This window comes from Stenotrophomonas sp. AGC87 (assembly GCF_057333975.1).
Genome location: NZ_JBHFHW010000037.1, coordinates 28451 through 54671, shown reverse-complemented (window position 1 = coordinate 54671; position 26221 = coordinate 28451). Strand labels below are relative to the sequence as shown.

Below are 26221 nucleotides of genomic sequence, written 5' to 3'. Positions count from 1 at the left end.
CATTCTACGGAGATCAGGCAGCATGCGTATCCACGTCGTTCGCTGGCTGGTGCTGTGTGTGCTCGCAATAGCGTGGGGCGTGTCAGCATCCGCCGCCAGCCCCTCCGCCTTGTCGCCCCGGCAGAGCGAGTGGCTTGGGAGGCACCCTACCATCATCCTGGGCATGTACGACAGCGGCTGGCCGCCGTTCGAATCCATGCGCGATGGCAAACCTGTCGGTCTGGGGTACGACTACCTGAGCCTGCTGACGCAGCAGCTGGGCATGCAGGTGAAGGTGCGGATGTACCGCAATTGGACCGATGTGCTGGATGCGGCCTGCCGTGGCGAAGTCGACGTGGTGATGAACATCACCCTGACCGCCGACCGCACCCGCTGCATGGTCTACACGCGCCCCTATGCCGCTGCGCCGCTGGCGTTGGTCGGCCGGCCGGGTGATACGCGGGCGTCGGCCGATCCCGATCTGCGCGGCCTGCGCGTGGTCACCGAACGTGAGTTCGTCACCAGCGAAGAGGTGCGCGCGCGCTTTCCTGCGGCCCGCCGCGTGATCGCCGCCAATACTGCCGCCGCACTGGCGATGGTGGGCAAGGGCGAGGCCGACGTGTATATCGGCAATGCCTACGTGGTCACCACCCTGATCGCCGAGCGACGGCTGACTGATGTGGTGCTGTTGCGCCCCAGCGATCTGCCGCCGGAGCGCCTGCACTTCGGTGTGCCCAATGCCAAGCAGCCCTTGGCCGAAGCCCTGGACATGGGATTGGCCGCGCTGACCGAGAGCGAACGTGAGCGCCTGCAGCGGCGCTGGCTGCAGACCCCGGAGTGGTCGGTGCAGTCGCAGATGATTCTCGGCAATGCCGAAAAGCGCGTGCTGGCGACACCCCTGCGGCTGGCGTTCGCACCGAACGCGGCGCCGCTGGCGTTCCTCGACAGTGCGGGGCAGCCCAGCGGCGTTGCCGCCGAATACCTGCGCCTGCTGCGCAACCTGGGCGCGCAACTGAATCATGTGCCCGCGCATGACTGGTTCGACACCCGCGAACAGCTCCGCCGTGGCGAAGTCGACGCGATCATGGGCATTCCCAACGACTCCACCTACCTCGGTGATGATTGGGTATTCAGCCAGCCCTTCATCACCGTGCCCAACGTGATCGTGACCGCCAGTGGCAGCCCTTCGGTGCTGGGGGTGCGTGATCTGGACGGGCGCAGCATCCTGCTGACCGACCCGGACCGCCTGCGCGGGTACATCCTGCAGCAGGCGCCGAACGCGCGCATCGTACCGGCCCGCAGCGGCGAGCTCGCCCTGGCGCGGCTGGCCAACGGGGACGCTGACGCCTACATCGGCAATCTGGCGATCGTGGATCGCATCGTCCGCGATCGGTACCCGGCGCAGTTGCACGTGGCCGCGCCAGCGGGGTTCAGTGATCGATTGTCGCTGGCGGTCAAACGCCAGTACGCCCCGCTGGCCACCACCTTCGACCGCATGCTGGTCAACATGAGCGCGCGCGAGCACGAAGCGATCCGCAGCGACTGGCTGTCGGCCGAGTACCGCAGCGATCTGGACTGGCGCAGGATCGCGCGCTGGGGCGTGCCGTTGGCGCTGGTGCTGCTGACGGCCCTGCTGGTGCACGGCTGGGGACACTGGCGGCTGCGCAATGAAGTGGCGACACGCCGGCGCGTCGAGCAGCGCCTGGCTGAAGTCACCGACAACCTGCCGGCGATCGTCTACCAGGGCCGACGCGAGCGCGATGGTCGCTTGTCGCTGCCGTATATCGCCGGTGACACCGAAGCTCTGTTCGGCGTCACCGCGGCCGAAGCCATGGCCGACGAAAGCGCCCTGATGGACCGCATCGACGAGCGCGACCGCGCCGGTGTCCGCCAGGCCATGGAACGCGCTGCGCGCGACTTCACCCCGTTGGACATGGAGTTCCGCACCTCCCCGCGCGGCACGCTGCGCTGGGTGCGTTCGCGCGCGCTGCCTTACGACGCCGAAGATGGCGCGTTGTTGTGGAGCGGGTACTGGGTCGATGTCACCGATGCGCGCGCCCAGGCCGATGCACTGGCGTTGGCCAAGGCCGCGGCCGAACGCGCCACCGCTGCGAAATCCGAATTCCTGGCCACGATGAGCCATGAGATCCGCACGCCCATGTCCGGCGTGCTCGGCATGGTGGAGGTGCTCTCGCATACCGCGCTGGATGGAGAGCAGCGCCGCATCATCGGCGTGATCGAAGACTCGGCACAGATGCTGCGGCAGATCCTCGATGACCTCTTGGATTACTCCAAGATCGAGGCCGGGGCGCTGTCGCTGCAACCGCACCCGGTCGCGCTGCGTGCGCTGCTTGGCAATGTACAGCAACTGCTGGCCCCGCAGGCGGTGGCCAAGGGCCTGGACCTGCAGATCCAGATCGACGACGACGTTGCGGCCATGCATCTGGCAGATGGCATACGCCTGCGCCAGATCGCGTTCAACCTGCTCAGCAACGCCATCAAGTTCACCCACGCCGGTGAGGTCGACATCGCATTGACCGTGCTCGACACCGATACCGATGGCGCGCAGCGGCTGCGCCTGACGGTGCGCGATACCGGGATCGGCATTTCGGCCGAACAGCGCGAGCGGCTGTTTGCGCCGTTCGCGCAGGCTGACGCGGCAACCAGCCGCCAATATGGTGGCACTGGCCTGGGCCTGAGCATCTGCCAGCGGCTGGTGGCGATGATGCACGGCACGCTGACGCTGCACAGCGTGCCCGGTGAGGGCACCTGCGTGGAGGTACTGCTGACCCTGCCCACGGTGCCGGTGGAGGAACAGCCCGGCGCCGCTGAAGAACAAGCGCAGACACTGCCGCTGCCGCCTGCGTTGCTGCAGCGGCGGGTGCTGATCGTCGAGGACCATCCCACCAACCAGGCATTGATGGGCTGGCGCATGCAGCAGCTCGGCCTCCCGCATGTACTGGCCGAAAACGGCGAACAGGCGCTGGCGCTGCTCGCCCGCACCCGCTTCGACCTGGTCATCACCGATTGCCGCATGCCGGTGATGGACGGCTATGCCATGACGCGTCGGATCCGCGAGCAGGAGCGCGAGCAGGGCAGGCCAAGGTTGCCGGTGCTCGCATTGACCGCCAGCGCGCTCGAGGACGACCTGCTGCGCTGCCGTGAGGCGGGCATGGACGATCTGCTCGGCAAGCCGGTACCGCTGGCGCTGCTCCGGCAGGCGCTGCTGCGTTGGCTGCCCGGCAACGAGCAGCGCGAGCAGGCCGCCACCGCCGCCGATACCGGCTCTGCCGATGCGCTGCCCGACCGCGCGGCGGTGGTGCGCCGGTTTGGTTCGGCGCACGTGGCCAGTGTGCTGATCGAGAGCCTGTGCACGACCTCCGAAGAGGACCTGGTGCGGCTGGACGCCGCGCTGGGCGATGACGCACGCCAGGCAACCATCGATGTGTTGCATCGACTCGTCGGTGCCTTGGCGACGCTCGGGGCCGAGCCGCTGGCGAGCCAGGCACGCACGCTCATGGAACAGGTGGAGGAGAACGGGGTGGCCGCGCAGGCCGGGGACGTTGCCGGGTTTGCCTCCGCGCTTCGTGTTTACCTGCTTCACCTCCAGGCATCGTGAGACGAGCCGCCTTGAGCGGCCTCAGCGCTGCTGTTGCAGGTACTCGATCACCTGGCGCCGGCGCGCCGGGTCGGCGGTGGTGTTGACCATGCGGGTGCCCGGCACCACGTGGGTCGGCGAGCGCAGGAACGCATCCAGGGTCTGCTCGTTCCAGGTCAGCCCGGCCTCGCGCATGGCGTTGGAGTACGGGTAGCCGGTGACACTGCCCGCGCGCCGGCCGATCACCCCGTGCAGGTTCGGGCCGAAGCGGTGCACGCCGCCGGGGCTGACCGTGTGGCAGCCGGCGCAGATCGCAAATGCCCGCTGCAGATCCTGCTGATGGGCCTGCTCCGGCGTTTGCGGGGTACGCGAACACGCCGCCAGCAGCAGGCAGGTCAGTAACGCCAACGTCGATCGAAAAGCAGGGGCCATGGCGCAACGCTCACGTCCAACAGGGCGCTCAGGATAGCGAGCGCGGCGGTGCCTGCCGCGCCCGATGAGCTGCGACCGGTGGTCGCAGGCCGTGCCGATCACATCCCCGAATAGTTCGGGCCGCCGCCCCCCTGAGGGGTCACCCACACGATGTTCTGGGTCGGGTCCTTGATGTCGCAGGTCTTGCAGTGCACGCAGTTCTGCGCGTTGATCTGCAGCTGCTCATGTCCGTCGCTGCCGACGAACTCGTACACGCCCGCCGGGCAGTAACGCGCTTCCGGCCCGGCGTATTCGCTCAGGTTGATCCGCACCGGCACGCTGGCGTTCTTGAGCGTCAGGTGGCTGGGCTGGTCTTCGGCGTGGTTGGTACTGCTCAGGAACACCGAGCTGAGGCGGTCGAAGGTGAGCACGCCATCGGGCTTGGGATAATTGATCTTCGCGTGCTTCGACGCCGGCTCCAGGCAGGCGTGGTCCGGCGTGCTGTGGCGCAGCGTCCACGGCGGATTGCGGATGCCCAGCTTGGGCAGCAGCCACTGCTCGATGCCGGTCATCAACGTGGCCACGGTCTGGCCCTTCTTGAACCACTGCTTGAAGTTCTTGGCCTGCTGCAGCTCGGCATGCAGCCAGCTGGTCTCGAACGCCTGCGGGTAGGCGCTGAGCTCATCGTGCTGGCGATCGGCGGCGAGTGCATCGAAGGCCGCATCGGCGGCGAGCATGCCGGTCTTGATCGCGGCATGGCTGCCCTTGATCCGGCTGACGTTGAGATAGCCGGCCTCGCAGCCGACCAGCGCGCCGCCCGGGAACACCGTCTTGGGCAGCGACATCAAACCACCGGCGGTGATCGCGCGCGCGCCGTAGCCGATGCGCTTGCCCCCTTCCAGGTGCTTGCGGATGTCCGGGTGCGTCTTGAAGCGCTGGAACTCTTCGAACGGGCTCAGCCACGGATTTTTGTAGTCCAGGCCGACCACATAGCCGATCGACACCTTGCCACCCTCGGCGTGGTACAGGAAGGCGCCGCCGTAGGTATCGTTATCCAGCGGCCAGCCGGCGGCGTGCACCACCAGGCCCGGCTCGTGCTTGGCCGGATCGATCTGCCACAGTTCCTTGATGCCGATGCCGTAGGCCTGCGGATCCTTGCCGGCATCGAGCTGGAAGCGGGCGATCAGCTGGCGGCCGAGATGGCCGCGCGAGCCTTCAGCGAAGATCGTGTACTTGGCGTGCAGCGCCATGCCGCGCTCGAACGCCGGGCCGGGCTGACCGTTCTTCTCGATGCCCATGTCGCCGGTGGCCACGCCGATCACCGCGCCATCATCGCTGTACAGCACTTCCGCCGCCGGGAAGCCGGGGAAGATCGCCACCTCCAGCGCCTCGGCCTGCTGCGCCAGCCAGCGGGTCACCTCGCCCAGGCTGACGATGTAGTTGCCTTCGTTGTGGAAGCACTCCGGCAGCAGTGCGTTGGGCGTGCTGCGCGCGCCGGTTTCGTTGAGGAACAGGAATTCGTCGCGGGTGACCTTCTGCTTCAGCGGTGCGCCGCGCTCGGCCCAGTCCGGGAACAGTTCGGTCAACGCGCGTGGGTCCATCACCGCGCCGGAGAGGATGTGCGCGCCGGGTTCGGAGCCCTTCTCCAGGATGCACACCGACAGCTCGCGGCCGGCCTCGATGGCGCGCTGGCGCAGCCGGATCGCCGTGGCCAGACCAGCAGGGCCGCCACCGACGATCACCACATCGAATTCCATCACTTCACGCGGGGGCAGGACGTTGATTGCTTCGCTCATGGGGCTGCGTAACTCTTGGGTAGTGCCGCGGGTTGAACGGCGGCGGTTGCCTGGGAATCGCGCGTGTCACACCACGGCGAAACGGTGGATCAGTGCGCCAGAGTACCGGCACGGCGCATTTAAGCCTAGATCGCCGACGATGACAGCGGTGTCGGGGTGTGTTGGACACTCCGATGCTGCGGCGCAGCAACCGCGTTGTGGCGCCGTACCTTGGCCCATGCCTGCACAACGACCACAATGGAGGCCTGTTCCACCGCCACCTGCCGGGATGCCATGTCACTCAATCCGTTCGATCTGTTCGATATCCGTTCGCTGCTGAGCGAGGAGGAGCGCGCGGTGCAGGCGACGGTGGCGCGCTTCACCGATACCCGGGTGCTGCCGATCATCGGTGATGCCTTTGATGAAGGCCGCTTTCCCGATGAACTGATCCCCGAGATCGCTGCACTGGGTCTGCTTGGCTCCAGCCTGCCCGAGCAGTACGGCGGCGGTGGACTGAACGCGGTGAGCTACGGCTTGATCTGCCAGGAACTGGAGCGCGGCGATTCGGGCCTGCGCAGTTTCGTCTCGGTGCAGAGCTCGCTGTGCATGTACCCCATCTACGCCTACGGCAGCGAAGAACAGCGCCTGCGCTGGTTGCCGGACATGGCCACCGGCAAGGTGATCGGCTGCTTCGGCCTGACCGAGGCGCACGGCGGCTCCGATCCGGCGGCGATGAAGACCCGCGCGGTGCGCGATGGCAGCGACTGGCTGATCAACGGCAGCAAGATGTGGATCACCAGCGGGCCGGTGGCGGACATCGCGATCATCTGGGCACATACCGAAGACGGCATCCAGGGCTTCGTGCTCGAGAAGGGCATGGCCGGCTTCAGCACGCAGGAGATCAAGCACAAGATGAGCCTGCGCGCCTCGCTGACCGGTGCGCTGTTCTTCGACAATGTGCGCGTGCCCGACCGTAACCGCCTGCCCAACGTGCAGGGCCTGAAGGGCCCGCTGGGCTGCTTGAACCAGGCGCGCTACGGCATCAGCTGGGGCCCGATCGGTGCCGCGGTGGCGTGCCTGGATGAAGCGCTGGCCTACACCAAGCAGCGCGTGCTGTTCGGCCGGCCGGTGGCGGCCACGCAGAGTGCGCAGATCAAGCTGGCCGACATGGCGCGCCGGATCACCACGGGCCAGTTGCTGGCCTTGCAGCTGGGCCGGCTGAAGGATGCGGGGCAGCTGCAGCCGCAGCAGGTGAGTCTGGCCAAGTGGAACAACTGCCGCATGGCGATCGACATCGCGCGCGAGTGCCGCGATCTGCTCGGCGGCGCGGGCATCACCACCGAGCACGTGGCGATCCGGCATGCGCTCAATCTGGAATCGGTGATCACCTACGAAGGTACCGAGACCGTGCACCAGCTGGTGATCGGGCGCGAGCTCACAGGCATCAACGCGTTCTAAGGGTCACCTGACCAACGGTCAGGTGCTACGCGGCCGGTAGGTGCCGACCGTTGGTCGGCACGGCGTCTTATTCCCCGCCGGCAAACCCGTTCTGGCGCCACGCCTCGTACATCACCACCGCGACAGTGTTGGACAGGTTGAGGCTGCGGTTGCCCGGTTGCATCGGCAAGCGCAGGCGGCGGCCGTGGGGCAGGCTGTCGAGCAGGTCCTGGGGCAGGCCGCGGGTTTCCGGGCCAAACAGGAAGGCATCGCCATCTTCAAAGTGCTGGGTGTCGTAACGCACGCTGCCGCGGGTACTCAGCGCGAACAGGCGCTTGGGCGCAATCACCTGCAGGGCGGTCTCAAGATCTGGATGGACCTGCAGTCGGGCGTATTCGTGATAGTCCAGGCCGGCGCGCTTGAGCTGCTTGTCGCTCAGGTCGAAACCGAGCGGCTCGATCAGGTGCAGCCGCGCGCCGGTGTTGGCGCAGAGGCGGATCACATTGCCGGTGTTCGGCGGAATTTCGGGTTGGAACAGAACGACATGGAACGTAGGCGTGGCAGTCATCGGCGAAGTGTACGCCGTGGCTGCGGGGGGCTGCAGCTACGGCTTACTGGCGGATCAGGGTCGAGGCGGCGGCAGCGGCGGTTTCCAGCGCCAGGGCCTGCAGATCGGCAGCCGACGGACGCACCTGCAGGGTCGGCAGGTTGATGATCACTTCATTGGCGACGGCGGTGGCGGCAGCGGTGAAGGTGGCGACGTAGCCGCGGTCACGGGTCTGCTCGGCAGCCAGGGCCTGGCGCTGTTCGGCCGTCGGGCGCACTTCAACGGCGGCCAGCGTGGTGACGCGGCGCTTGGCGGCCAGTTCGGCGCGGTAATCGGCGATCAGGCCGGCGGTCGGGCGGACTTCCACGACGGCCAGGGTCGGGATGCTGCTGGTGCGTTCAACCTCGGCCTGGCTGATCTGGTCGGCCGACGGGCGGACCTGCACGGTGTCCAGGGTGACGATGGCGGGGGCGGCCTGCACCGACGAAGCAAATGCGGAGCCGGCGGCGAGGGCGATGGCGATGGCGAGCGTCTTGGTGTTCATGGCGAGGTCCTGTTTAGTGTTGGTGAGCAGTGGTGTGGTAGTAAGGTAGTACACCGATTCGGAGCTTGCAAGAACAATTTGATCTTTCTTGTTTTTGTTCAGCTTCCAGTCAGTTTTGGTTTGATCCCTGTTTCCTTCGCCCAGTACCACGCAGGACACGTGCCAACTTTTCAGCGTTGATTTCAAAGGGGTTTTCGGGGGAATGGGGTGTCCGCCGTCCGGACAGGTGTCCGCTGGAGGGCGCGGGCGTTGTCCGTTTTGCCCCCAATGACTGTTGGCCGATGCCTTTTGCCTAGGCGGCGCGCTAGCATCCGGCTTCACTTTCATGACCAAGGAACCGGAATGACCGTCCAACTTCGACCGCGTGCCGCGCTGCTGGCTGTAGCGCTCTCCGCCGCACTGGGCTCACTCGCGCCGGCGCCGGTCCTGGCCAAGCCGGCCACGGTGGCCAAGGTCGATATTCCGTTCGAGCAGTTCACCCTGCCCAATGGCCTGCGCGTGGTGGTGCACACCGACCGCAAGGCGCCGATCGTGGCTGTCAACATCTGGTACCACGTGGGCAGCAAGGACGAACCCGCCGGCCGCACCGGCTTTGCGCACCTGTTCGAACACTTGATGTTCCAGGGCAGCGAGAACCACGACGGCGAGTATTTCGAGCCCTTCAAGCAGGTGGGTGTCACCGGCCAGAACGGCACCACCAACACCGACCGCACCAATTACTTCGAGAACGTGCCGACCACCGCGCTGGACATGGCGCTGTGGATGGAGTCCGACCGCATGGGCCATCTGCTCGGCGCGATCGACCAGGCTGCACTCGACGAACAGCGCGGCGTGGTCCAGAACGAGAAGCGCCAGGGGGAGAACCAGCCGTATGGCCAGGTCTGGGAAAAGCTGACCCGCGCGATGTACCCGGCCGGCCACCCGTACCACCACAGCGTGATCGGCTCGATGAACGATCTCAACGCCGCCTCGCTGGACGACGTGAAAACGTGGTTCCGCACCTGGTACGGCCCCAACAATGCAGTGCTGGTGCTGGCCGGCGACATCGACCTGGCCACCGCGAAGGAGAAGGTCGCGAAGTACTTCGGCGACATCCCGGCCGGCCCGAGCATGGCCCAGCCCAAGGTGGACGTGGCCAAGCGCGAGAAGAGCACGCGCGAAGTGATGACCGACAAGGTGCCGCAGGCGCGCATCTACCGCGCGTGGAACGTCGCCCAGGTCGGCACCACCGACATCGACCAGCTGCAGTTGTTCGCGCAGGTCCTCGGCGGTGCGAAGTCCTCGCGTCTGGATCAGCGCCTGCTGCACCAGGACAAGCTGGTGGACAACATCAGTGCCGGCGCCTACAGCTCGCAGCTGGGCTCCAACTTCGTGATCATGGCCAGCGTCAAACAGGGCGTGGACCCGGCCAAGGTCGAGGCGATCATCGATGAAGAAGTGAAGCGCCTGGCCAAGGACGGTCCGACCGCCGATGAGCTGAGCCGTGGCAAGACCGCCTTCCGCGCCGGCTTCATCCGCGGCATCGAGCGCATCGGTGGCTTCGGCGGCAAGGCCGACGCGCTGGCCGAGTGCACCGTGTACGAAGGTGACCCGGGCTGCTTCCGCACGTCGCTGGCCACCATCGATGGGGCCACCGCTGCGCAGGTGCGTGATGTCGGTGCCAAGTGGCTGGGTGCCGGCGACCACACCATCGTGGTCGAACCCGGCGCGCGCGTTGCCCTGGCCGAACTGCCGTCGGAAACGCCCAAGCCGTTAACCGTGCCCGCCGTGGATCCCGCGTTCACGACCCTGGCCAAGCAGGTCGACCGCAGCACCGGCGTGCCGCAGACCAAGACCTTCCCGGACCTGAAATTCCCGGAACTGCACCGCGCCACCCTGAAGAACGGCACCCAGGTGATTCTGGCCGAGCGTCACGACATCCCGGTCGTGCAGTTCAGCTATGAGTTCCCGGGTGGCTTCACCGCCGACCAGGGCCGCAAATCCGGCACCGCCAACTTCACCATGGGGCTGCTCACCGAGGGCGCCGGCAAGCTCGGCGCGCTGCCGTTCGCCGATGCCGCCGATGCACTGGGCGCCAAGCTCGATGCCTCCGCCTCGCTGGACAGCACCAGCGTGTACCTGTCCGCGCTGAAGGAAAACCTGGCCCCGTCGCTGGCCCTGTATGCGGACATGCTGCGCCAGCCTCGCTTCGACCAGGCCGAGATCGACCGCGTCAAGGCGACCTGGATCGCCGGCATCCAGCAGGAGAAGGTCAACCCCAGCGCGGTCGCGATGCGCGTGATGCCGACCTTGCTGTACGGCGCCGGTCATCCGTATGCGATCCCGTTCACCGGCAGCGGCAATGAAGTGGACATCCAGTCCATGACCCGCGAAGACCTGGTCGACTTCCACCGTGACTGGCTGCGCCCGGAGCAGGGCACGCTGATCGTGGTCGGCGATACCACGCTGAAGGAGATCGTGCCGCTGCTGGAGCGCCAGCTCGGCAACTGGAAGGCCGAGGGCCCGGCGCCGCAGGTCAAGGCCCCGGTGGACGTGGCACGGCCGACCCAGGCCCGTGTGTACCTGATCGATCAGCCGGGCGCGGTGCAGGCCAACCTGTTCGCCAGCCAGGTGGTGCCCTCGTCCAAGGACCCGGGCTCGACCCGCTTCGACATCGCCAATGGCGTGCTCGGCGGCGACTTCACCTCGCGCCTGAACATGAACCTGCGCGAGCAGAAGCATTGGTCCTATGGTGCCGGCAGCAGTGCCAGCAACACCCTGGGCCAGCGCCCGTGGGGCGCCCGCGCACCGGTGCAGATCGACAAGACCGCTGAGGCGATGCAGGAGATGCGCAAGGAGATCGCCGAGTTCGCCAGCGGTGCCAAGCCGGCCACCCCGGCCGAAGTGGCGCGCATCCGCAACATCCAGAACCTGAGCCTGCCCGGCGCCTACGAGACCGCCAGCGCGGTGATGGGCACCATCAGCGGGATCGTGCGGTACCAGCGCCCGGACGACTATGTGGTCCAGCGCAAGGCCGAGATCGAAGCGATGACCCCGGCCCAGGTGCAGCAGGCCGCGGCCACGCTGGACCCGAACGCGCTGACCTGGGTGGTGGTCGGTGACCTCAAGCAGACCGAGGCCCCGGTGCGTGCGCTCAACCTCGGCCAGGTGCAGGTGATCGATGCCGAAGGCAAGGTGGTGGACGCCCCGGCTGCTCCGGCTGCCCCGGCGCCGAAGGCCCGCTGACGCCGCCGCTGGTCGGCAACCCGCCGGCCAGCCGATCAGGTGCCAGGGGATTTCCCGGCACCTGATCACCCCCGATTCAGTTGTTTCCCGCACACTCCCTTACGTATTCCAGCCAGGCCTTGTCCATGCGCATTCTGCTTCTGTCCGCCCTGATCCTCAGCGTTTCCGCCTGCACCTGGGTGCCGATCGAGTCCTCCGGCAAGACGGTCCGCGTGCTGCCGGCCGGTGCGGTTCCCAGCGGCTGCCAGAGCAAGGGCGAGGTGGTGGTCACCGTGAAGAGCAAGGTGGGTTTCTACAACCGCAACCCGTTGCGTGTGCAGGAAGAGCTGGAAACCCTGGCCCGCAACGAGGCACCCAGTGCCGGAGCCAATGCCGTGCAGGCCTCGGGCCTGCCCGCCGATGGCAGCCAGCGTTTCCTGGCCTTCCAGTGCCCGCCACGCTGAACCCTTCACCCCGCGCCCGGACCATACGCCCGGGCGTGAATTCGTAAAGGTGCGGTGAAAGCCGTGCCGGCTTACAATAGCGCCCCCTTTGCCTGAGCCTTGGCGCTAACTGATGCTCTTCAAGAATGTCTCGATCGCCGGCTTGGCGCACATCGACGCGCCGCACACGCTGACGTCCAAGGAAATCAACGAACGGCTGAAGCCGACGCTGGATCGCCTTGGCATCCGTACCGATGTGCTCGGCGATATCGCGGGCATCCACGCCCGCCGCCTGTGGGATGCCGACATGCTGGCCTCCGACGCCGCCACGCTGGCCGCCCGCAAAGCATTGGAAGACGCCGGGATCGGCGCCGACAAGATCGGCCTGCTGGTCAACACCTCGGTCAGCCGCGACTACCTGGAGCCGTCCACGGCCAGCATCGTCTCGGGCAACCTGGGGGTCGGCGACGAATGCATGACCTTCGACGTCGCCAATGCCTGCCTGGCCTTCATCAACGGCATGGACATCGCCGCCCGCATGCTCGAACGCGGCGAGATCGACTACGCGCTGATCGTCGACGGTGAAACCGCCAACCTGGTGTACGAGAAGACCCTCGAGCGCATGGCCCTGCCGGGCGTGACCGCCGATGACTTCCGCAACGAGATGGCCGCCCTGACCCTGGGCTGCGGTGCCGCGGCGATGGTCATGGCGCGCACCGAGCTGGTGCCCGATGCCCCGCGTTACCGCGGTGGCGTGACCCGCTCGGCCACCGAGTGGAACCAGCTGTGCCGGGGCAACCTGGACCGCATGGTCACCGATACCCGCATGCTGCTGATCGAAGGCATCAAGCTGGCACAGAAGACCTTCGTGGCCGCCCGTGAAGCACTGGGCTGGGCCGTGGAGGAACTGGACCAGTTCGTGATCCACCAGGTCAGCCAGCCGCACACCGCCGCCTTCATCAAGAACTTCGGCATCGATCCGAAGAAGGTGATGACGATCTTCGGCGAGCACGGCAACATCGGCCCGGCCTCGGTGCCGATCGTGCTGAGCAAGCTCAAGCAGCTGGGCAAGCTGAAGAAGGGCGATCGCATCGCGCTGCTCGGCATCGGCTCGGGCCTGAACTGCTCGATGGCCGAAGTGGTCTGGTAAACCAGTCGCCGCAGGCTGCTGCGGCGTTGGAATTGAACATCAAGGGCCGGTTCTGCCGGCCCTTTTCACAGGTGCGTTTGCATGCCCCAGCTGCCCGGTTACCCCGCCCATCCGCACCGCTTCGAGGTGCGCCCCGGTCTGTCGATGAACTATCTCGACGAAGGCCCGCGCGATGGCGAGGTGGTGGTGATGGTCCACGGCAACCCCTCGTGGAGCTATTACTGGCGGACTCTGGTAGCCGGCCTCTCGGACAAGTACCGCTGCATCGTGCCGGATCATATCGGCATGGGCCTGTCGGACAAGCCCGATGACGCGCACTACGAGTACACCCTGCAGTCGCGCGTGGATGACCTGGAGGCGCTGCTCGCGCACTTGGGCATCACCGGCCCGGTGACCCTGGCCGTGCACGATTGGGGCGGCATGATCGGCTTCGGCTGGGCGCTGTCGCACCACGCGCAGGTCAAGCGCCTGGTGGTGCTCAACACCGCCGCCTTCCCGATGCCGGCCGCGAAGAAAATGCCGTGGCAGATCGCGCTGGGCCGCCACTGGACGGTGGGTGAGTGGATCATCCGCACCTTCAACGCCTTCTCGTCCGGTGCCTCGTGGCTGGGCGTGGAGCGGAAGATGCCGGCCGAGGTGCGCCGCGCCTATGTGTCGCCGTACAACAGCTATGCCAACCGCATCAGCACGATCCGCTTCATGCAGGACATCCCGCTGTCACCGGCCGACAAGGCCTGGTCGCTGCTGGAGCGTTCCGGCCAGACCCTGCCCAGCTACGCCGACCGTCCCGCCTTCATCGGCTGGGGCCTGCGCGATTTCGTGTTCGACCACCACTTCCTGAAGGGCTTCCAGGCCGCACTGCCGCAGGCGCAGGTGCATGCCTTCGAGGATGCCGGGCACTACGTGCTGGAAGACAAGCACGAGGTGCTGGTGCCGAAGATCCGCGCGTTTCTGGACGCGAACCCGATCTGATCGTGTGGTATCGACGCTGGGTCGCATCCGACCCCGTCGGTAGAGCCGACCGTTGGTCGGCTGCTTTCTGGTCGGCTGCTTCTGCCCCGGCGCCATAACCGCCGGCGCCCCCCAACTACGCCGCGATCGGTGCCTGCGGCGGCGCCGGCGAATTGCCGTTGTCGTCGGGATGATCATCGTCATTGTCCGCCTCGTCCCGCCAACGCCAGTCGGCCAGGGTCAGCGCCGGCATGCCGTGCGCCACGCGCGCTTTGTCGCACTGGGGGCTGGCCTTGCCGTACTCCCACGAGGCATCCACCTCACGGCAGACGCTGGGGCGGTTGGGGTGGATGCTGCAGCGCGAGTACACGCCGATCTCCGCATCCAGCGCCACGCAGTACACCGGCTTGGACAGGGTGCCGCGCATGCACAGCCGGTGCGGGTCCAGCACCTGGGTGAGCTCGTGCGGGACGCCACCGGGGGTGACCTCGTCCGATTCCATCCAATGGAAGGCCACACGGTATTGGGTGCAGCAGGCGCCGCAGGTGAGGCAGGGATGGGGCATGGGGCACCGGCCTTGGGCGGCAGCGAAGCAGGAGGGAAGGGCGCGAATTTTCCACGCCACCGGCCGGCGCGCAAGATTTTTCTGCAGCGGCGACAATGAACGGATGAACAGCGCCATCAATATCGCCGCGCGCCTGCCCGAGCTGGCCCGTGAACGCCCCGACCAGATCGCCATCCGCTGCCCCGGCAAGCCCGGGGCCGGCGGCATGGCGCGTTATGACGTCACCCTGGATTACCGCACCCTCAACGCCCGCAGCGACGCGATGGCGGCCGGCCTGGCCGCGCACGGCATCGGCCGCGGTGTGCGCGCGGTGGTGATGGTGCGGCCCTCGCCGGAATTCTTCCTGCTGATGTTCGCGCTGTTCAAGAACGGCGCGGTCCCGGTGCTGGTCGACCCGGGCATCGACAAGCGCGCGCTGAAGCAATGCCTGGATGAGGCCCAGCCGGAGGCCTTCATCGGCATCGGCCTGGCCCACGTGGCGCGCCTGGTGCTGCGCTGGTGCCGCTCTGCGCGCCTGCTGGTGACCGTCGGCCGCCGCTGGGGCTGGGGTGGCACCACCCTGGCCCGGCTGGAAGCCCAGGGCGCCACGGCGGCGCCTGCGCTGGCCCCGACCGATGGCGAGGATGTCGCGGCGATCCTGTTCACCAGCGGCTCCACCGGCGTGCCCAAGGGCGTGGTCTACCGCCACCGTCATTTCGTCGGCCAGGTCGAGCTGCTGCGCGCCGCCTTCGGGATGGAGCCGGGCGGGGTGGATCTGCCGACCTTCCCGCCGTTCGCGCTGTTCGATCCGGCACTGGGGCTGACCTCGGTGATCCCCGACATGGACCCGACCCGCCCGGCCCAGGCCGATCCGCGCAAGCTGCATGACGCCATCAACCGCTTCGGCGTCACCCAGCTGTTCGGTTCGCCCGCGCTGATGCGGGTCCTGGCCGATCACGGCCAGCCGCTGCCGAGCGTGCGCCGGGTGACCTCGGCCGGGGCACCGGTGCCGCCGGATGTGGTCGCGCGCATCCGCCGCCTGCTGCCCGACGACGCCCAGTTCTGGACCCCCTACGGCGCCACCGAGTGCCTGCCGGTGGCGGTGATCGAAGGCCGCGAGCTGGAGAACACCCGCCAGGCCACCGAGGCCGGCGCGGGCACCTGTGTCGGCCGTGTGGTCGCGCCGAACGAGGTGCGCATCATCGCCATCGATGACGCGCCGCTGCCGGCATGGTCGCAGGCGCGCGTGCTGGCCACCGGCGAGGTGGGCGAGATCACCGTGGCCGGCCCGACCGCCACCGACAGCTACTTCAACCGCCCGCAGGCCACCGCGGCGGCGAAGATCACCGAAACCCTGGCCGAGGGCAGCACGCGGGTCGTGCACCGGATGGGCGATGTCGGCTACTTCGATGCGCAGGGCCGGCTGTGGTTCTGTGGGCGCAAGACCCAGCGCGTGGAAACCGCGCAGGGCCCGCTGTATACCGAGCAGGTCGAGCCGGTGTTCAATGCGCTGGACGGCATCGCCCGCACCGCGCTGGTCGGCGTGGGTGCGCCGGGCCGGCAGCAGCCGGTGCTGTGCTACGAACTGCAGCCCGGCACCGTCGATTCGCCCGCCCTGGTCGAGCGCCTGCGCCGGGAGGCGGCCGCACATGCGCACACCGCGCGCATCGCGCAGTTCCTGCCGCACCCGGCCTTTCCGGTCGACATCCGCCACAACGCCAAGATCGGCCGCGAGAAGCTCGCGGTCTGGGCCACGGCGCAACTGGAGCAGCACGCATGAAGATCCTCGTTACCGGCGGCGGTGGCTTCCTCGGCCAGGCCCTGTGCAAGGGACTGATCGCGCGCGGCCACCAGGTGCTGGCGTTCAATCGCGGCCATTACCCCGCGCTGCAGGCGATGGGCGTGGGCCAGATCCGCGGCGACCTGGCCGATGCGCAGGCGGTGATGCATGCGGTGGCCGGCGTCGATGCGGTCCTCCACAACGGGGCCAAGGCCGGTGCGTGGGGCAGCTATGACAGCTACCACCAGGCCAACGTGGTCGGCACCGACAACGTGATCGCGGCCTGCCGCGCGCACGGCGTGGGCAGGCTGGTCTACACCTCCACGCCCAGCGTGACCCATCGCGCCACGCATCCGGTCGAGGGCCTGGGCGCGGACGAGGTGCCGTATGGCGAGAACTTCCAGGCGCCGTACGCGGCCACCAAGGCCATCGCCGAGCAGCGCGTGCTGGCGGCCAACGATGCGCAGCTGGCCACGGTGGCGTTGCGGCCCCGCTTGATCTGGGGCCCGGGCGACCAGCAGCTGGTGCCGCGCCTGGCCGAGCGCGCCCGCGCCGGCCGCCTGCGCTTCGTCGGCGATGGGCAGAACAAGGTGGACACCACCTACATCGACAACGCCGCGCTGGCCCACTTCCTGGCCCTGGAGCACCTGGCCCCGGGCGCGGCCTGCGCCGGCAAGGCGTACTTCATTTCCAACGGCGAGCCGCTGCCGATGCGCGAGCTGCTCAACAAGCTGCTGGCCGCGGTGGATGCCCCGCCGGTGACGAAGTCGATCAGCTTCAAGGCGGCCTACCGGATCGGTGCGGTCTGCGAGCGGCTGTGGCCGTTGCTGCGCCTGCGCGGCGAACCGCCGATGACCCGCTTTCTGGCCGAGCAGCTGTGCACCCCGCACTGGTACAGCATGGAACCGGCCCGCCGCGACTTCGGTTATGTGCCTTTGGTCAGCATCGAAGAAGGGCTGGCCCGGCTGGCATCTTCATCGAACGCACAGGATTCCATCACTCCCTGAACACCGCAGGTTGGTGAACATGGCCCCACGCCAACTCCGGCACGCATCAACGCGAGGGTCGACATGCTGCATTACGCCGTCATCTTTTTTGTCATCGCCATCATCGCGGCGGTGCTTGGTTTCTCGGGCATTGCCGGCGCCGCCAGCAACGTCGCCTGGATCCTGTTCGTCGTATTCCTGATCCTGGCGGTGGTCTCGATGTTCCGCAAGCGGACCTAGTGTCCGGCGCGTCCCGCGCCACCTCTCTCCGGCGTGGGACGCGCTGCGGAAATCACGACGGCCTGACATCGGCAACGATGTTCAGGCCGTTGTTGCGATGGAGCTGCGCAGATCGCGCTCGTGCGCGTGCCGGTCCATCGCCAGTTCCAGCAGCCGCGTGATCAGCGCGGTGTAATCCAGCCCACTGGCCGCCCACAGCTTCGGGTACATGCTGATGCGGGTGAAGCCGGGCAACGTGTTGATCTCGTTGATCACCACCTCGCCGGCCGGCGTCAGGAACACATCCACGCGCGCCAGGCCGGCACAGTCCAGCGCCTGGTAGGCCTGTACCGCGATCTCCCGGATACGGGACTGCTCCGCATCGGTGATGGCCGCCGGCACCACGATGTCGGCACCGCTTTCGCTGATGTACTTGGTGTCGTAGGAATAGAAATCATCGTGCACGACCACCTCGCCACAGACGCTGGCTTCGGGGTGTTCGTTGCCCAGCACCGCGCACTCGATTTCGCGACCGTCGATCGCCGCTTCCACCAGCGCCTTGTGATCGAAAGACAGCGCCAGCGCGAGGGCGATATGGAAGTCCGCCTCGTTGCGCACCTTGCTCACGCCCACCGAGGAGCCCTGGTTGGCCGGCTTCACGAACAGTGGCGTGCCCAGTGCGGCGACCAGCGCTGCGTAATCGGCCCGGGCCGCAGTGACCCGGTTGAAGCAGGCGAAGGGCGCCACCGCCAGCCCGGCATCACGCAGCAGGCGCTTGGCAACGTCCTTGTCCATCGCCACTGCCGAGCCCAGCACGCCCGAGCCCACGAAGGGCAGGTTGGCCATGCGCAGCAGGCCCTGCAGCGAGCCGTCCTCGCCCAACGTGCCATGCACGATCGGGAACACCACGTCGATCTGCTCCAGCGCGGTGGCCGGATCGGTCGGAACCAGCTGCTGGCGTTCCAGGCCGGGTCGTACCGCCACGGCATTGCCCGAGCGGTGCAGCGCGATCCGTGCCGGGTCGCTGGCATTGAGCAGGAAGTCGCGCGGGTCGCTCACATGCCACTGGCCCTGCTTGTCGATGCCGATCAGGCTGACCTCGAAGCGGTCCTTGTCCAGCGCATCGAGGATGTTCTTCGCCGATTGCAGCGAGACCTCGTGCTCGGCCGAACGGCCGCCGAAGATGATGCCTACCCGGGTCTTGCCCATGCCTGTTGCCGCTCCTGCGTCTTCTGGAACCACACAGGATGGACCGGCGCGCGGTGCATGGCAAAACGCGCAGCGCGTGATGCCTGCGGACGCCCGCCGTTCAAGGGGGCACGGTAGAATGCGGTGATGGCCCGTTCCCTGCTCTCTTCCCTCAAACCGCTGGCTGGCAATGCGCTGCAGCTCACGCTCAACCGCGCGCTGGCGCTGGACCCGGACACCCGCAGCGCGCTGGCCGCGCTGGATGGCCGCCACATCGCCCTGACCCTGGAATCGCCCGCGCTGGCGATGCGGATCGGGGTGGACGGTGAGCGCCTCACGGTCGGCCCGGTCGATCCGCAGCAGGAGCCGGACCTGGCCGTGCGCAGCACGTTGGGCGGGGTGCTGGCCCAGCTGCCCTTCCTGGCCAATGCACGCCGTGGCGGTGATGCGCCGGCCGGGCGGGTCAAGGTCTCCGGCGATGCCGAGCTGGCCCGCCGCCTGCAGCAGCTGGCGACCCGTTTCGATCCGGACTGGCAGCAGCCGTTCGTGCGCGTGTTCGGCGAGGTGATGGGCGTGCAGATCGCCAACACCCTGCGCTCGGCACTGCAGCACGCGCGCCGCGGCGCGTCCGACCTGGCGCACAGCGCCGCTGAATTTGTCACCGAGGAGTCGCGCGACGTGGTACCCCGAGCAGAACTGGATGCCTTCCACGACGATGTGGACGTGATGCGCGACGACGTTGAACGCATGGCCGTGCGCGTCCAGCGCCTGCGGCAGGTGGGCGCATGAAGGCGATCTTCCGGGCCAGCCGCATCGGCCGCATCATCCTGCGCTACCGCCTCGACGATCTGCTCCAGGGCACCCCGGCCGAACGCTGGCTGCGCCTGGCCAAGCCGTTCGTGCCCCGTGCCTCGGCCGACATCGCCGCACAGTCGCGCGGTGCGCGCCTGCGCCTGGCGCTGCAGGACCTGGGCCCGATCTTCGTCAAGTTTGGCCAGATCCTCTCCACCCGCCGCGACCTGATCCCGGCCGATGTCGCCAACGAACTCACCCTGCTGCAGGACCGGGTCAAACCGTTTGATGGCGCCACCGCGCAGGCCATCGTCGAGCGCGCGCTCGGCCGCCCGGTCAGCGAAGCGTTCGCCAGCTTCGATCTGCAGCCGCTGGCCTCGGCCTCGATCGCGCAGGTGCACGCGGCCACGCTCGCCGATGGCCGCCAGGTGGTGGTCAAGGTGCTGCGCCCGGACATCGAAAAACAGATCGACGCCGACATCGCGCTGCTCAAATCGGCCGCCGCGCTGATCGAGCGCGCGCACCCGCGCGCCGACAAGATCCGCCCGCGCGAGGTGGTCGCCGAAGTCGAAAACACCCTCGCCGCGGAGCTCGATCTGCAGCGCGAAGGCGCCAATGCCAGTGTGCTGCGCCGCAACTGGATCGACTCGGACGATCTGTACGTACCGGAAGTGATCTGGAGTCATACCGCCGAGCGCGCGCTGACCCTGGAGCGCGTGTGGGGCATTCCGTCGGATGACATCGTCGCGCTGGACAAGGCCGGCATCGATCGCAAGGCGTTGGCCGCCAAGGGCGTGCGGGTGTTCTACACCCAGGTGTTCCGCGACAACTTCTTCCACGCCGATGCGCACGCCGGCAACATCTGGGTCGACACCGATCCGGCACGCCGCGACAACCCGCGCTTCATCGCGCTGGACTTCGGCATCATGGGCCAGCTCTCCGAAGAAGATCAGTACTACCTGGCCGAGAACTTCATGGCCATCTTCAACAAGGATTACCGGCGCATGGCCGCGCTGCATGTGGAAGCCGGCTGGATGCCCAACAACGTGCGCATCGATGAACTCGAAGCGGCCGCGCGTTCGGTGTGCGAACCCTATTTCACCCGCCCGCTGTCGCAGATCTCGCTGGCCGAGGTGCTGATCAAGCTGTTCCGCGTGGCCCAGCGCTACGAGCTCACGCTGCAGCCGCAGCTGATCCTGCTGCAGAAGACACTGCTCAACATCGAAGGCGTCGGCCGTCAGCTCGATCCGGAACTGGACATCTGGGCGGTCGCGCGGCCGGTGCTGGAACGCATCCTGCGCGAGCGCTACAGCCCGCGCCGCGTGCTCAAGGAAGTACGCAAACGCCTGCCTGAAATCATGACGCATACGCCGGACATGCCGCGTCTTGTGCATGCCTGGCTGCGCCAGCAGGTGGAAGGCGACCACGAACTGTCGATGCGCTCGCGCGATCTGGCTGCGCTGAATGTCAGCGTGCAGAAGCTGCAGAAGCGCGCGGTGGCGGCGATCGCCGGCGTCGGCCTGATGATCGTCGCTGCGGTGCTGTACGGCCTGCAGCCCGGTGGCTGGTACTTCGGCGATGCCCCGGTGTGGAGCTGGGTGACCGGCGCGGCGGGCGTGTTCTCGCTGGCCAGTGCCTGGTGGCGCCGATGAGCGCGATCGACCTGCAGGCAGAGGCCATCGCCGAGACGCCTGCGGCGCTTCCGCCCCTGCAGTTGCTGCACCTGGACGACCAGCTCGCCGTGGTCAACAAGCCCGCCGGGTTGATGGTCCACGACAGCAAGCTTGCCCGGGGCGAAGACGACTTCCTCGCCGACCGCCTGCGCGAACAGCTCGGCAAGCCGATCTTCCTCGTCCACCGCCTGGACCGCGCCACCAGCGGCTGCCTGCTGCTCGCCTTTGATCGCGAAAGCGCCAGCGTGCTCGGCAAATCGCTGATGGGCGGCGACGTCACCAAGGATTACCTCGCGATCTGCCGCGGCTGGCCGGCCGACGAGGCCTTCACCGTTGACCACGACCTCGATGGCGGCCCTGGCAAGCCGGTCAAGAAGCAGGCGATCACCCACTTCCAGCGCGTCGCCGTAGGCGAGATCGCGATCCCGATGGGCGAGTTCGAGACCTCACGCTACGCCCTGCTGCGTTGCCAGCCGCAGACCGGCCGGTTCCGTCAGATCCGTCGCCACCTCAAGCACCTCTCGCATCACCTGATCGGCGACACCAGCCACGGCGACGGCCGCCACAACCGCAGCTTCCGCATGCAGGGCATCCACCGCATGCTCCTGCACGCCGAGCGCCTGCGCTTCCCGCATCCGGATGGCACCCCGATGGACATCAGCGCGCCGGTGGACGGCGAATTCCGCAAGGCCATGGATCTGTTTGGCTGGGAAGTGCGCTGACGCCGCGCGATAGCCGACCAACGGTCGGCTCTACCGGTTATTTCTTGGCGGGCGCGGCCGCCGGCGCCGGCTCATTCACGATCGCCTCCAGGTCCTTCTGCAGATCCACGAACAGCGGCTGCATCTTGGCCTGGATCGCCACCATCACGTTCTGCATCAGTGCCGGCGTCTTGTCCAACAGACTCTGGCCCGCTGAGCTCTCGTAGAACTCCGCCATCGCCAGCACGTCTTCCTTGCTGAAGGTCTGCTTGTACAGATCCACATACATCGGCCGCAGCTCCTTCCAGGACAGCGCTTGGCGCACCGTCTGGCTGGTCCGCTGCTCGATGCGCTGCAGCTGCGCCTGCTGTGTCGCATCCAGCTGCCGCTGCTGCGCCACCTGCTGGAACTGCTGGCGCTGCATCGCCTCGATCTGCGGCAGCATCGTATCGAGCATGCTCTGCGCGCGGGAGGCGGCCAGCAGGCGGTTGATGTCGGCATCCGACGGCGGCGCGGCCAAGGCCGGCGCGATCGCGGCCAGGCCCAGCGCCAGGGCCAGAGTGAGGCGGGTCAGGCCGCGGCGGGCCAACGGGCGGATCAGGGACATGGCGGAGCATCCTGCGTTGCGTGGACTCCGGAGAATACCTGCGATGGCGTCATCAGGCCGTAATTGAGGACGTTATCGGCGACATCCACGCACGTTGCAGTCACCCGGCCGGCGGTCCTCCCCTTACAATGCCGCCCATGGGCAACGGGCCAGTCACCATCAGCGCGCACCTGACGATTCCGGATACGGAACTCGTCGAGCGGTTCGTGCGCGCCAGCGGCGCCGGTGGCCAGAACGTCAACAAGGTCTCCACCGCCGTCGAACTGCGCTTCGACGTGGCCGGCTCGCCTTCGTTGCCCGAGCCGTTGCGCGCGCGCCTGCTGGCCCGCCGCGACCGGCGCATGACCGGCGAAGGCGTGCTGGTCATCGATGCACAGCGTTTCCGTACCCAGGACCGTAACCGCGAGGACGCGCGCGATCGACTGGCCGCCTTCATCCAGGCGGGGCTGAGCGTGCCCAAGGCACGCGTGGCCACCAAGCCGACCTACGGGTCGAAACTGCGTCGTCTGGACGCCAAAAAGGGGCGCGCGCAGATCAAGCGCGGGCGCACCACACGCAATTGGGAGTGATTGCTTGAACAACCGAAGTCCGTTGTTGCCGGTGGTTCCGCCGAACATGCCGCAGGTCAAACCGAACCGCTTCCTCCGCTGGCTGGCCCGCTGCACGCTGCGCCTGGGCGGTTGGAAAGTGACCGGCACCCTGCCCGATGTGCCCAAAGTGGTGTTCATCATCGCCCCGCATTCGTCCAACTGGGACGGCTTCTGGGGCATGGCGGCCAAGATCGCGCTGGGCATGCAGGTCAAGGTGCTGGGCAAGGCCTCGCTGTTCTGGTGGCCGCTGGGGCCCCTGCTGCGCAAGCTCGGCGTGATCCCGCTGGACCGCAGCTCGCCGCAGGGCACCGTGGAGCAGGCGGTCAGCCTGATCCGTGGCTCGGACCGCCTGTGGTATGCGATCACCCCGGAAGGCACGCGCAAGGCGGTGCAGCACTGGAAGGCCGGCTTCCTCAAGATCGCGCGCATGGCCGATGTGCCGGTGCTGGCCGCGTACTTCCACTACCCGGAAAAGACCATCGGCATCGGCCCGTTGTTCCATCCCACCGGCAACGACGTGGCCGACATGGCCGCGATCCGCGCGTACTACCGCCCTTGGCAGGGCAAGACCCGCGGCACCGTCTGAGTGCCGCCGGGGGGGCCGTACGGGGTAGCCCCCACGGCCCGCACAGCCACGCGCCACGACCGGCACATGCCGCCTGCGGGCTTTGGGAGTAGGGTGATCGGCTGCGGGATTTTCCGTCCCGCGCCCTCATCCAAGGAGCCCGTTTCATGTCGCGTACCGTAGTTTTGGCCGCTGCCATCAGCCTGGCGCTGGCGGCCTGTTCCGGCAAGGAGTCCACCCCCGTGACCGATACCCAGCCCGCCCCGACGCAGCAGCCGGCCGATGCGTCCGCCAACCCGCTGTTGAGCGCCAGCACGCTGCCGTTCCAGGCGCCGCCGTTCGACAAGATCAAGGACAGTGACTACCTGCCGGCCTTCAACGAAGGCATGAAGCAGCACCTGGCCGAAGTCCGCAAGATCGCCGACAACCCCGAGCCGGCCACCTTCGACAACACCATCGAAGCGCTGGAGCGCAGCGGCGAGACCCTGACCCGCGTCTCGCGCATCTTCTTCGGCCTGGTCCAGGCCGACACCAACGATGCACGCCAGAAGGTGCAGGAAGAAGTCGCCCCGAAGCTGGCCGAGCACCAGGACGAGATCAACCTCGACCCGAAGCTGTTCGCCCGCATCAAGACCATCTACGACCAGCGCGATGCGCTGGGTCTGGACCCGGTGCAGAAGCGCCTGGTCGAGCGTGACTACCAGGAGTTCGTGCGCGCCGGCGCGCAGTTGAACGATGCCGACAAGGCTTCGCTGCGCAAGCTCAACGTGGAAGAAACCACGCTGGCCACGCAGTTCCACACCCGTCTGGTGGCCGCGACCGCCGCCGGTGCCGTGGTGGTCGATGACAAGGCCAAGCTGGCCGGCCTGGATGAGGATGCGATCAACACCGCCGCCGCCGATGCCAAGGCCCGCAACCTCGAGGGCAAGTACCTGCTGCCGCTGCAGAACACCACCCAGCAGCCGGTGCTCGGCTCGCTGAGTGACCGCGAGCAGCGCGCCGCCGTGCTCAAGGCCTCGGAAACCCGTGCTGAAAAGGGCGACGCCAACGACACCCGCGAGACCATCCAGCGCCTGGCCCAGCTGCGCGCGCAGAAGGCCAAGCTGCTTGGCTTCGAGAACTACGCCGCCTACAGCCTGGCCGATCAGATGGCCAAGACCCCGGCCGCCGCGCTCAAGCTGCTGACCGACACCGTGCCGGCCGCGACCGCCAAGGCGCGTGGTGAGATCAGCGAAATGCAGAAGGTGATCGATGCGCAGAAGGGCGGTTTCAAGCTCGCTGCCTCCGATTGGGACTTCTACGCCGAGCAGGTGCGCAAGGCGCAGTACGACCTGGACGAATCGCAGATCAAGCCGTACTTCGAGATGGACAACGTGCTGCAGAACGGCGTCTTCTACGCCGCCACGCAGCTGTACGGCATCACCTTCAAGCCGCGTACCGACATCCCCACCTACCACCCGGACATGAAGGTGTACGAAGTGTTCGACAAGGACGGCACCTCGCTGGCCCTGTTCTACACCGACTACTTCAAGCGTGACAGCAAGTCCGGTGGCGCCTGGATGGATGTGTTCGTCGAACAGGACGGCCTGACCGGTGCCAAGCCGGTGGTCTACAACGTGTGCAACTTCACCAAGCCCGCCGCCGGCCAGCCCGCGCTGCTGAGCTTCGATGACGTGACCACGATGTTCCATGAGTTCGGCCATGCGCTGCACGGCATGTTCTCGAAGGTGAAGTACCCGTCCATCGCCGGTACCAGCACCTCGCGTGACTTCGTCGAGTTCCCCTCGCAGTTCAACGAGCATTGGGCGCTGGACCCGAAGGTCTTCGCCAACTACGCCAAGAACTACAAGACCGGCGAGCCGATGCCGCAGGCGCTGGTCGACAAGATCCTCAAGGCGCGCACCTTCAACCAGGGCTATGCGACCACCGAGTACCTCTCGGCCGCCCTGCTCGACCTGGCCTGGCACACCCAGCCGGCCGACGCCAAGCTGCAGGACGTGGCCCCGTTTGAAGCGGCCGCGCTGAAGAAGTTCAAGGTCGACCTGCCGCAGGTGCCGCCGCGCTACCGCACCAGCTATTTCGATCACATCTGGGGTGGCGGCTATTCGTCCGGCTACTACGCCTACTTCTGGGCCGAAGTGCTGGACCATGACGCCTTCGAGTGGTTCAAGGAGAACGGCGGCCTGACCCCGGAGAACGGCCAGGTGTTCCGCGACAAGATCCTCTCGCGCGGCAACAGCGTGGAGCTGGCCGATCTGTACCGCGAGTTCCGCGGCAAGGATCCGTCGGTGGAGCCGCTGCTGGTCAATCGTGGCCTGAAATAATCGCGGCATCCCGGTAGGTACCGACCGCTGGTCGGTACGCCTGCCACCGGCACACGCTGAAACGAAAACGGCAGGGGAAACCCTGCCGTTTTTTTGGGTTGCTGCTCCGCTGGGCCGGGCGCTGGGCCCCTATGCCCTTTCCGGCGAATGTCCTCCGGCGTCGGCCTGCGGCCGCCCCCTCCCCCTTTATTTCGCCTCCAAGGGCATAGGGGC

General features: G+C 67.4%; 22 protein-coding genes. 15 read left to right on the top strand and 7 right to left on the bottom strand.

The genetic code is table 11. From position 1 onward, the window contains the following. Positions 1–22: 22 nt before the first annotated feature. Complete coding sequence (locus tag ACE026_RS14805) at positions 23–3598, top strand: ATP-binding protein (protein WP_486039587.1); 3576 nt, start codon at positions 23–25, stop codon at positions 3596–3598. A 21-nt stretch (positions 3599–3619) separates the two neighbouring features. Here the strand turns inward: ACE026_RS14805 and ACE026_RS14800 are convergent, their stop codons facing one another. Both ACE026_RS14800 and ACE026_RS14795 read right to left on the bottom strand, forming a co-directional pair. Beyond that, positions 3620–4009 (bottom strand): c-type cytochrome, encoded by a 390-nt coding sequence (locus tag ACE026_RS14800; RefSeq protein ID WP_486039585.1) that lies wholly within the window; start codon positions 4007–4009, stop codon positions 3620–3622. 98 nt (positions 4010–4107) lie between these two features. Further along, entirely contained in the window at positions 4108–5784 is a 1677-nt protein-coding gene (locus ACE026_RS14795; protein WP_486039583.1) for an electron transfer flavoprotein-ubiquinone oxidoreductase, read from the bottom strand. 273 nt (positions 5785–6057) lie between these two features. On the opposite strand from ACE026_RS14795, the gene ACE026_RS14790 reads away from it, so the two are divergent. After that, complete coding sequence (locus ACE026_RS14790) at positions 6058–7221, top strand: acyl-CoA dehydrogenase family protein (protein ID WP_486039581.1); 1164 nt, start codon at positions 6058–6060, stop codon at positions 7219–7221. A 67-nt stretch (positions 7222–7288) separates the two neighbouring features. On the opposite strand, the gene trmL is transcribed toward ACE026_RS14790, so the two are convergent. Together trmL and ACE026_RS14780 are read right to left on the bottom strand one after the other, a co-directional pair. After that, the gene (gene trmL / locus ACE026_RS14785; RefSeq protein ID WP_313212636.1) at positions 7289–7768 is read right to left on the bottom strand and encodes a tRNA (uridine(34)/cytosine(34)/5-carboxymethylaminomethyluridine(34)-2'-O)-methyltransferase TrmL; all 480 of its coding nucleotides are present in this window, start codon (positions 7766–7768) and stop codon (positions 7289–7291) included. A 43-nt stretch (positions 7769–7811) separates the two neighbouring features. After that, positions 7812–8291 (bottom strand): XAC0231 family protein, encoded by a 480-nt coding sequence (locus ACE026_RS14780; protein ID WP_486039579.1) that lies wholly within the window; start codon positions 8289–8291, stop codon positions 7812–7814. Positions 8292–8633: 342 nt separating this feature from the next. Between ACE026_RS14780 and ACE026_RS14775 the strand changes: the two genes are divergently transcribed. The 4 genes from ACE026_RS14775 (at position 8634) to ACE026_RS14760 (ending at position 14060) form a co-directional block, all read left to right on the top strand. After that, entirely contained in the window at positions 8634–11516 is a 2883-nt protein-coding gene (locus ACE026_RS14775; protein WP_486039577.1) for a M16 family metallopeptidase, read from the top strand. A 125-nt stretch (positions 11517–11641) separates the two neighbouring features. Beyond that, positions 11642–11959, top strand: coding sequence for a DUF4156 domain-containing protein (locus ACE026_RS14770; RefSeq protein ID WP_046272272.1), 318 nt, complete (start codon positions 11642–11644; stop codon positions 11957–11959). Between the two features lie 112 nt (positions 11960–12071). Then, positions 12072–13088, top strand: a complete 1017-nt coding sequence (locus ACE026_RS14765; RefSeq protein WP_019184878.1) for a 3-oxoacyl-ACP synthase III — start codon at positions 12072–12074, stop codon at positions 13086–13088. An 81-nt stretch (positions 13089–13169) separates the two neighbouring features. After that, the gene (locus ACE026_RS14760) at positions 13170–14060 is read left to right on the top strand and encodes an alpha/beta fold hydrolase (protein ID WP_486039574.1); all 891 of its coding nucleotides are present in this window, start codon (positions 13170–13172) and stop codon (positions 14058–14060) included. A gap of 115 nt (positions 14061–14175) precedes the next feature. Here the strand turns inward: ACE026_RS14760 and ACE026_RS14755 are convergent, their stop codons facing one another. Next, positions 14176–14604, bottom strand: a complete 429-nt coding sequence (locus ACE026_RS14755; protein ID WP_152154128.1) for a YkgJ family cysteine cluster protein — start codon at positions 14602–14604, stop codon at positions 14176–14178. Positions 14605–14707: 103 nt separating this feature from the next. Between ACE026_RS14755 and oleC the strand changes: the two genes are divergently transcribed. From oleC to ACE026_RS14740, 3 genes are all read left to right on the top strand, one after another. After that, on the top strand, positions 14708–16363 hold the full coding sequence (gene oleC, locus ACE026_RS14750) for an olefin beta-lactone synthetase (protein ID WP_486039571.1): 1656 nt from the start codon (positions 14708–14710) through the stop codon (positions 16361–16363). Beyond that, positions 16360–17370, top strand: coding sequence for a 2-alkyl-3-oxoalkanoate reductase (oleD, locus tag ACE026_RS14745; RefSeq protein ID WP_486039569.1), 1011 nt, complete (start codon positions 16360–16362; stop codon positions 17368–17370). Before oleC ends, oleD begins: the two co-directional genes overlap by 4 nt. Positions 17371–17433: 63 nt before the next feature. Beyond that, the gene (locus ACE026_RS14740; RefSeq protein WP_019184873.1) at positions 17434–17589 is read left to right on the top strand and encodes a DUF1328 domain-containing protein; all 156 of its coding nucleotides are present in this window, start codon (positions 17434–17436) and stop codon (positions 17587–17589) included. An 81-nt stretch (positions 17590–17670) separates the two neighbouring features. Here ACE026_RS14740 and ddlA read toward each other — a convergent pair whose 3' ends face one another. Beyond that, a complete protein-coding gene (gene ddlA / locus ACE026_RS14735) occupies positions 17671–18777 on the bottom strand; it encodes a D-alanine--D-alanine ligase (protein ID WP_486039566.1) in 1107 nt (368 codons plus the stop codon). A 126-nt stretch (positions 18778–18903) separates the two neighbouring features. Here ddlA and ACE026_RS14730 point away from each other — a divergent pair, with 126 nt between their 5' ends. The 3 genes from ACE026_RS14730 to ACE026_RS14720 are packed head-to-tail and all read left to right on the top strand — an operon-like array spanning position 18904 to position 21943. Further along, complete coding sequence (locus tag ACE026_RS14730; RefSeq protein ID WP_019184871.1) at positions 18904–19545, top strand: ubiquinone biosynthesis accessory factor UbiJ; 642 nt, start codon at positions 18904–18906, stop codon at positions 19543–19545. After that, entirely contained in the window at positions 19542–21200 is a 1659-nt protein-coding gene (gene ubiB / locus ACE026_RS14725; protein ID WP_019184870.1) for a ubiquinone biosynthesis regulatory protein kinase UbiB, read from the top strand. The genes ACE026_RS14730 and ubiB overlap by 4 nt, the downstream gene beginning before the upstream one ends. Next, entirely contained in the window at positions 21197–21943 is a 747-nt protein-coding gene (locus ACE026_RS14720) for a pseudouridine synthase (protein WP_486039564.1), read from the top strand. Before ubiB ends, ACE026_RS14720 begins: the two co-directional genes overlap by 4 nt. Positions 21944–21980: 37 nt before the next feature. Here ACE026_RS14720 and ACE026_RS14715 read toward each other — a convergent pair whose 3' ends face one another. Further along, positions 21981–22529 (bottom strand): DUF2059 domain-containing protein, encoded by a 549-nt coding sequence (locus ACE026_RS14715; RefSeq protein ID WP_346462722.1) that lies wholly within the window; start codon positions 22527–22529, stop codon positions 21981–21983. A gap of 137 nt (positions 22530–22666) precedes the next feature. On the opposite strand from ACE026_RS14715, the gene arfB reads away from it, so the two are divergent. From arfB to dcp, 3 genes are all read left to right on the top strand, one after another. Next, positions 22667–23098 carry an alternative ribosome rescue aminoacyl-tRNA hydrolase ArfB gene (gene arfB / locus ACE026_RS14710; protein ID WP_121044396.1) on the top strand — a complete coding sequence of 144 codons (432 nt, stop codon included), beginning with the start codon at positions 22667–22669 and terminating at the stop codon, positions 23096–23098. A 46-nt stretch (positions 23099–23144) separates the two neighbouring features. After that, entirely contained in the window at positions 23145–23705 is a 561-nt protein-coding gene (locus ACE026_RS14705; RefSeq protein ID WP_313208918.1) for a lysophospholipid acyltransferase family protein, read from the top strand. Positions 23706–23851: 146 nt separating this feature from the next. Continuing rightward, positions 23852–26008: a peptidyl-dipeptidase Dcp gene (dcp, locus tag ACE026_RS14700; RefSeq protein ID WP_088434800.1), complete on the top strand. Its 2157-nt coding sequence runs from the start codon at positions 23852–23854 to the stop codon at positions 26006–26008. The last annotated feature ends 213 nt before the right edge of the window (positions 26009–26221 follow it).